Origin of the sequence: Magnetospirillum aberrantis SpK (genome assembly GCF_011022235.1) — a bacterium.
Classification (GTDB): domain Bacteria; phylum Pseudomonadota; class Alphaproteobacteria; order Rhodospirillales; family Magnetospirillaceae; genus Magnetospirillum; species Magnetospirillum aberrantis.
Genome location: NZ_JAAIYP010000020.1, coordinates 1 through 1,232 on the forward strand (window position 1 = coordinate 1; position 1,232 = coordinate 1,232).

Annotated in this window: 1 protein-coding gene; it reads right to left on the reverse strand. The window is 59.3% G+C overall.

Annotated elements, in window-relative coordinates; genetic code table 11:
- Window positions 1-28: 28 nt before the first annotated feature.
- Window positions 29-1,173 (reverse strand): IS3 family transposase gene (locus tag G4223_RS03635; protein WP_420844427.1). Its coding sequence is split into 2 segments (ribosomal slippage): window positions 29-898 and window positions 901-1,173, totalling 1,143 coding nucleotides; the frame shifts between segments, so codons are not numbered across the junction.
- Window positions 1,174-1,232: the final 59 nt, after the last annotated feature.

Consider the following 1,232-nt stretch of genomic DNA (forward strand, 5'->3'; position numbering starts at 1 on the left):
GGACTTTCCCTGAAAGAGTGGAGAGCGTTTATGCGGCTTCGGCCTCGAAGCGGCATGGGCTTCTGTATCCCAGGGCGGAATGCCGCCTGACGGGATTATAGAAGCCGTCGATGTATCGTCCAATGGCGTTGTCGGCCTGGCTGCGTGATTGCCAGATGGTTCGCCAGATCAGCTCGGATTTGATGGTCTTGAACACGGTTTCGACCATGGCGTTGTCGTAGCAATTGCCCTTGCCGCTCATGGAGGCGACGATCTTGTGGTTGGCCAGGAGCTTTCGGTAGTCGCCCGAGCAATATTGGCTGCCACGATCGGAATGATGGATCAGCCCCGGCAGCGGCTGCCGCGTGGCCAAGGCCCGTTTGAGGGCAGTCAAGGCCAGATCCTTCTTCATGCGGTCGCTGGTGGCCCAGCCGACGATGCGTCGGGAAAACAGATCGACGACGACCGCCAGATACAGCCAGCCTTCCGCCGTCCAGATATAGGAAATATCGGCCCCCCATTTCTGGTCGGGACCGCCTGCTGCGAAATCCTGGTCCAACATGTTCGGGGCGACGGGACCGTCGTGGGCGCTGTCGGTGGTTTTCTTGAACCGGCGCTTTTGCCGGGCTTTCAGGCCATTCTCACGCATCAGCCGGGCGACGCGATGCCGCCCGACGGTGATGCCATCTTCCTGCAACTCCACCGTCATACGCGGGCTGCCATAGGTTTCGTGCGACAGGCTGAATTGGCTGCGGATATGGGCCAGGAAAACCATGTCGTCCAATTGACGGCGGCTGGGGCGACGGCTTTTCCAGGCGTAATAGCCGCTGACACTGACGCCGAACAGGGCACATTTCCGACCAATGGGCATCGCCTTCTCCGCAGTGTCGATGTGTCGGAACGTCATCGACTTGTTTCCTTGGCGAAGAAGGCCGCAGCTTTTTTTAGCAAATCCCGCTCAGCCCGCAGAATTTCGTTTTCCTTGCGCAGCCGAGCCAGTTCCCTGGCGGTATCCTCGTGCGGACCAGACAGCAAATCCGCCTCACGATGCTTGGCGAGCCATTTGCCCAAAGTCGATCGCCCGATCCCCAGATCGTCCGCCACCTGCTCGATGGTCCGGCCGCTGGTCTGAACCAGACGCACCGCCTCGCGTTTGAAATCCTCGGTGAATTTCCTCATCCCCAAACCCGTCATCTGAATGTCCTTCGTGCAAAGTTAGCATGCACGCTCTCCACTCCTTCAGGGAAAGTCCA